This is a genomic window from Bartonella sp. AA74HLJMH (assembly GCF_042197045.1).
Lineage (GTDB): Bacteria > Pseudomonadota > Alphaproteobacteria > Rhizobiales > Rhizobiaceae > Bartonella.
The window spans coordinates 1-4,998 of the sequence record NZ_JBHIRJ010000043.1; the positions used below are offsets into that span (position 1 = coordinate 1).

The 4,998-nt window shown below is 33.9% G+C and carries 3 protein-coding genes and 2 pseudogenes; 3 read left to right on the forward strand and 2 right to left on the reverse strand.

Going from position 1 to position 4,998, the window contains the following annotated elements; all coding sequences use genetic code 11:
* Together ACFINH_RS09085 and ACFINH_RS09090 are read right to left on the reverse strand one after the other, a co-directional pair.
* A pseudogene (locus ACFINH_RS09085) lies at positions 1 to 359 on the reverse strand (ShlB/FhaC/HecB family hemolysin secretion/activation protein); the annotation flags it as partial.
* Positions 352 to 531, reverse strand: coding sequence for a hypothetical protein (locus ACFINH_RS09090; RefSeq protein ID WP_375632807.1), 180 nt, complete (start codon positions 529 to 531; stop codon positions 352 to 354). The gene ACFINH_RS09090 and the pseudogene ACFINH_RS09085, both read right to left, overlap by 8 nt.
* Before the next feature lie 257 nt (positions 532 to 788).
* On the opposite strand from ACFINH_RS09090, the pseudogene ACFINH_RS09095 reads away from it, so the two are divergent.
* The 3 genes and pseudogenes from ACFINH_RS09095 to ACFINH_RS09105 form a co-directional block, all read left to right on the forward strand.
* Positions 789 to 1,408: pseudogene (locus ACFINH_RS09095) on the forward strand (type ISP restriction/modification enzyme); the annotation flags it as partial.
* Positions 1,409 to 3,143: 1,735 nt separating this feature from the next.
* Positions 3,144 to 4,127: a hypothetical protein gene (locus ACFINH_RS09100; RefSeq protein WP_375632809.1), complete on the forward strand. Its 984-nt coding sequence runs from the start codon at positions 3,144 to 3,146 to the stop codon at positions 4,125 to 4,127.
* An 81-nt stretch (positions 4,128 to 4,208) separates the two neighbouring features.
* On the forward strand, positions 4,209 to 4,898 hold the full coding sequence (locus ACFINH_RS09105; RefSeq protein ID WP_375632811.1) for a hypothetical protein: 690 nt from the start codon (positions 4,209 to 4,211) through the stop codon (positions 4,896 to 4,898).
* Positions 4,899 to 4,998 lie beyond the last annotated feature (100 nt).

Sequence of the window (4,998 nt, forward strand, 5' to 3'; positions counted from 1 at the left end):
GCTTTGAGCACTTTGTTGATTTCGGCAATCCCCAAACACCGTCCTTCCCAAAGAGAAATGGCTTCATGAAGGTCGGTATGAGAAATCAACTGAGCACCAACAAATTCAATGCTTTTGATCAGCAAACAGGTTGTACTAGGCGAAGCACCATAGGCAGATATGCTATCATCGTCTGGCAAAAATACCCCATGTGTTTCGTTTCTACGGTGTAATTGCTGAAAACGTTGTTGTTGCGTTTGTTGTCGTTGGATGCTCTCTGATTGATTAATCGCTTTCTCACGAATGTTTTGGGCAAAACTCGGCAACGAAAAAAGGCACAAAATAGCCGCAAAAACAAAAATGAAAAAAAATCTATGCATTCATTGTGCCCTCAAAATGAGCAACAAAATGACCCCCATCATCAGCGTCACAGAAAAAATCGCCAACCGCGTAACAATTTTTTAATTTTTTGATGAGAATAATACTTATAACATCTGAGAAAAAAGCATAGACTGTACTGTATACACCTGCTTTATTAGTTGTGCAAACCATATCATTTCCCCCGCTTTTGAAGATTTTACAATTACACTGTTAAATGACAATCATACACTCTAATATGCTTCTTAATTTTAAGGTGTTGCATGTAATATAATTTTGAGCTTCAAGTAAAGCCTCTTATTCATAGAATATACCAAATTTATTGGAACTGTTACATATTAGAGACAACAAAAAACACTCCATTATTATCGCTTGATAAGAAAAATAGTATGACAATCGCTTATTTACTAAAATAAGAAAAAAAGAAAATGCGTAATGCTATAACTAATGAAGGATTAGCATATTTAAAAGCCGCTTATCCTAATGAAAAAACACTAAAGATGATCTGTTTTATTATGTTTACGGTTTTTTGCATTCAGAAGATTATCGCACCCGTTATGCTGATAATTTATGCAAAGAATTGCCTCGTATCCCTTGCGTAAAAACGGCTGATGATTTTTGGAAATTTGTGACAGCAGGGCGTGAACTCGGTCATTTGCACGTAAACTATGAAACTGTAGAACCTTATCCTGTCACCTTTAAAAAGGGTAATCCAAAACAGACAGAAATCTCTAATCCCGAAAAATTCTATTATGTAACTGAAATGAAATTCGCAAAAATTAAGGATAGTAAGGAAAAGAATAAATCAACTGTTATTTATAATAGCAATATCATCATGACAGATATCTCTCTTGAATCGGTTATGGGGCGTCAATGCGTTAAGACAGATAAAAAGAGTGGTATTGTTAATGATGCTAATCACTATGCTGTTGAAACCATTGGCAACCCTGCCTACCCTCTAGAGTTATTGCAGAGGGTTATTACCGTAAGTTTAGAAACAATGAAAATTGTTAAGAACCTACCAAAATTAGAAATAAGAGAAACCGAATAACTTATAAAGCATGCTCACATAATGAGAGTGATAACCTTACAAGGGGTATAGAGCTTATAACCATAATCTATACCTCTCTTGTTAAGTTGATTACATACAATCTTTAAAAAGAGTGTTTATATGCGTTATTCTAAAAAGAAATCATTTGCACTTTTAAATACTCTTATTTGGATTGCTTTAAGACTTTTAAGAAACCCACTCTTAAAATGAATTAAATTTTTTTACATTGCCTTTAAAAGATTATACCGTAATCTAAAATGAGTGCTTTATTGTTTTCAAAAGCTTTGTTTAAAGAGAGTTATGTATATTCATTTTACTTATAGGTTTTGAAGGTGTAAAAACCGTCAAAACCCCTTCAAAACGTATATTATTAGTTGAATTTATAGGTTGTGTTATCAATATGAGTTGTTTTTTTAAGATCTGTAAAATCTTAACCTATTGAAAAATAACGTTTTTACTTTTTATCGTTTTTTTATCTAAAAGGGGCAACCCTCAAAACTCAAAACCCCTTCAAAACTCATAACTATAATGATCTTGATAGCATTTCTTATGAGTTATAAACCATCTTTTGAAAGGCTTTAAAGGATCACATGCTTTTTATAAAGCACGTTGTAATCATTCTCTAAATCATAAGGTTATCATTCAAAAGAACTGATAAAATTCATAAAAGGGATTTTGATAACGTAATCAGTTTTTACTTTCCTATGCTTTTCATAAGACACGTTTTAATGACTCACTCAAATGATCACTTTTGTCAGTTCAATTTACTGACACATAACTGACAGGTTTTAATCAATTCACATCATTGGTTATCTTTTAAGATTGTACTCTTGATATGGGTTATGTTTTAAAGATATTAAACTATTGAAATATAATGTTTTTAATTTTTACTCATAAAAAAAATAATAGAGGCTCTTAAAAGGAACTGACAACACTGACACGGTCTATTAAAAGAGATTTTGCTCATCTCTATAATTATCAGTTTCTATTGAGATGTTTTCATAACAGTCTATAAATCGTAATTATCCTATTTATCGTTTCTCTTATGAAAATGAAAAATGATGCGGTGGCTATAAAGCATATAACAGCTATAGAGAATGCATAAAAACAGCAAGGTTTTATAATCATAATGCAAATGAATGCATTGGTTATAAAGACCATCTCTATAAAAAGCTGTTAAGTTGCAAATATGTTATAAACAAAATTCACAAAAAATTTAAAATTCATTTAGTGACAAAATTGATAGGTTATAAAGTTTAAAATACGCATCATGAGAGCGTTTCTAAATATTATAAATGTATAGATTCAGAAAATAACGCAATCTTTTAAGAAAGCCAATAATATAGCTTTAAAAGCATATAAATATAAAAGAAGCAACTAATAGGCATAAGATATTATCAATACACAACGTATTTAAAAAAATACAAAAAAATATCAAAAAAGATAAAATATTGTTTGACAATAAATACGTATTTTATTATATGAATATTCAAGTGATTAGAAAACACTTTGAAACGACAAGCGGATAGATTACGAAACAATCTTTCCAACGCTTTTAAAAATTGGCTATCTTTTATACTTTTGTTAGTATATGAGGATTTTGTCGGGTGTGTTTACACCATACAATACTCTTTATGAGAAAAGTGTAAGCAGCGGACTTGTCGCCGTGTTTTCTAGCACCCGATGCCCTCTATAGGCTGTTAATAGAAAATTTAATTACGACAAGGTTTTAATTATGACAACTATATCAAAAAATACCCCCGTTATCTCTTCCATTGCAAATGAAACCGCGCCTGTTAATCAACAAGAGCCTGCAAAAAAATACGAATTTACAGGTGAGACAATAGAGGTTGGTGATTATACTCTTTATCGCATTCGGGCTTTAAGGGATTTTGCTAATATAAAAGCTGGTGATTTAGGCGGCTTTATACATAAGGTTGCAAATTTAGCTCATAATGGTGATTGTTGGGTCGGTGGCAATGCCATGGTTTATGGTGATGCTCGTATTTACGATAATGCCCATGTTTCGGATAATGCAAAAATTACTGGATCTGCAAAAATTTATGAAAATGCAAGGGTCTATGGCAATGCTAGCGTGCATATTAGAGCTGAGGTTTATGGCAATGCGCAAGTCTATGAGAACGCATTGATTTATGGTGATATTTTTGGACATGCTAAAGTGTATGGAAATGCAAAAATTTATGACACTATTTATGGCAAATTTCTTGATAAAACTCGAATTTATGGCAATGCTGAGGTTTATGATAAAGCGCGTGTTTTAGGAACCTCTCAGGTTTATGATAATGCCCATGTTTATGAAAATGCTATAGTTTTTGATAATGCTAGGGTTTGCGATAATGCCCATGTTTGTGGCGCTGCTATGGTCAATAGAGAAGCCAAGGTTTATGGGAATGCTATAGTGACTGGTTATGCCCATGTTTATGATAGGGGCTGCGTTTATGACAATGCCAAGGTTTATGGCAAGGTTTATGGTGGCGCTTGGGTTTCCAATAATGCTTTAATTTCTGATAATGCCGAGGTTTATGATGATGCTCGCATTTATGACAATGCAAAAATTTATGGCAAGGTCCATGGTGATGCTCATGTCTATGGCAATGCCAAGGTAATTGGCTATACTGAGATTGGTGGTGATACCAAAATTGGTGGCAATTATAAAGAACCCGTTATCACTGGTGATATTGTTTTTACAACTGTGTAAATGACGCGCGGGCGCGGCGGGGGCGCCCCTCTTTAAACATTTCATTCTAAAATTCAAATCTATTTATAAAGGAATTGTGCTATGCAAAAAAAGTTTGCACTCACAAATGAGACACGTGTATTTAATAATCAAACTCTTTATCGCATTCGGGCTTTAATAGATTTTGATGATGTCAAGGCTGGTGATTTAGGGGGCTTTATTGAAAGTGAAAACAACCTCTCGCATGATGGCAATTGCTGGGTTTACGATAATGCTCTTGTTTTAAATCCTGCCCATATTTATGAAAATGCCAAGGTTTTTAATAATGCTATTATAATGGGTAATGTTTATGGCAATGCCCATGTCTGTAATCGCGCCCGCGTTTATGCAAATGCTCATGTTTATGACAATGCGCATCTTTCTTATAATGCTTGGGTTTATCATCAGGCGCGGGTTTATGGCAATGCAAAATTATCAGGAAATGCTCGTATTCATAGCAAGGCGGTAGTTTATGATCATGCTGTTATCAGTGGCGCTGCTAAAATTTATGGCAAGGTTTATGGGAATGCTAGCGTGGGTGGGTATGTTAAGGTCTATGGTTCTGTTTATGGGAATGCAAAAGTGACTGGTTATCACACCATTAGAGGTTTGGTACATGGCAATGCAAGGTTAAAAAGAGATGGTTATTCATATGTTGAACAAAACGTTTACTATGCATATGGGATTCCTGAGGATTGTGAAATTTATGAAAACGATACCGTTGTAAAGATTATTGAAAATAACGCTGCGTAAAGACGCGCGGGCGCGGCGGGGGCGCCCCTCTTTCAAATTTTCCCATTCCAAATTTTATCAACTGTTTATCACATTAGATTGTGAGGGTCTTCTATGTGCA

Excerpts from the sequence above, each read along its gene's own strand:
- ACFINH_RS09090 (WP_375632807.1), bottom strand. The coding sequence starts at position 531 with ATGGTTTGCACAACTAATAAAGCAGGTGTATACAGTACAGTCTATGCT.
- ACFINH_RS09100 (WP_375632809.1), top strand. The coding sequence starts at position 3,144 with ATGACAACTATATCAAAAAATACCCCCGTTATCTCTTCCATTGCAAAT.
- ACFINH_RS09105 (WP_375632811.1), top strand. The coding sequence starts at position 4,209 with ATGCAAAAAAAGTTTGCACTCACAAATGAGACACGTGTATTTAATAAT.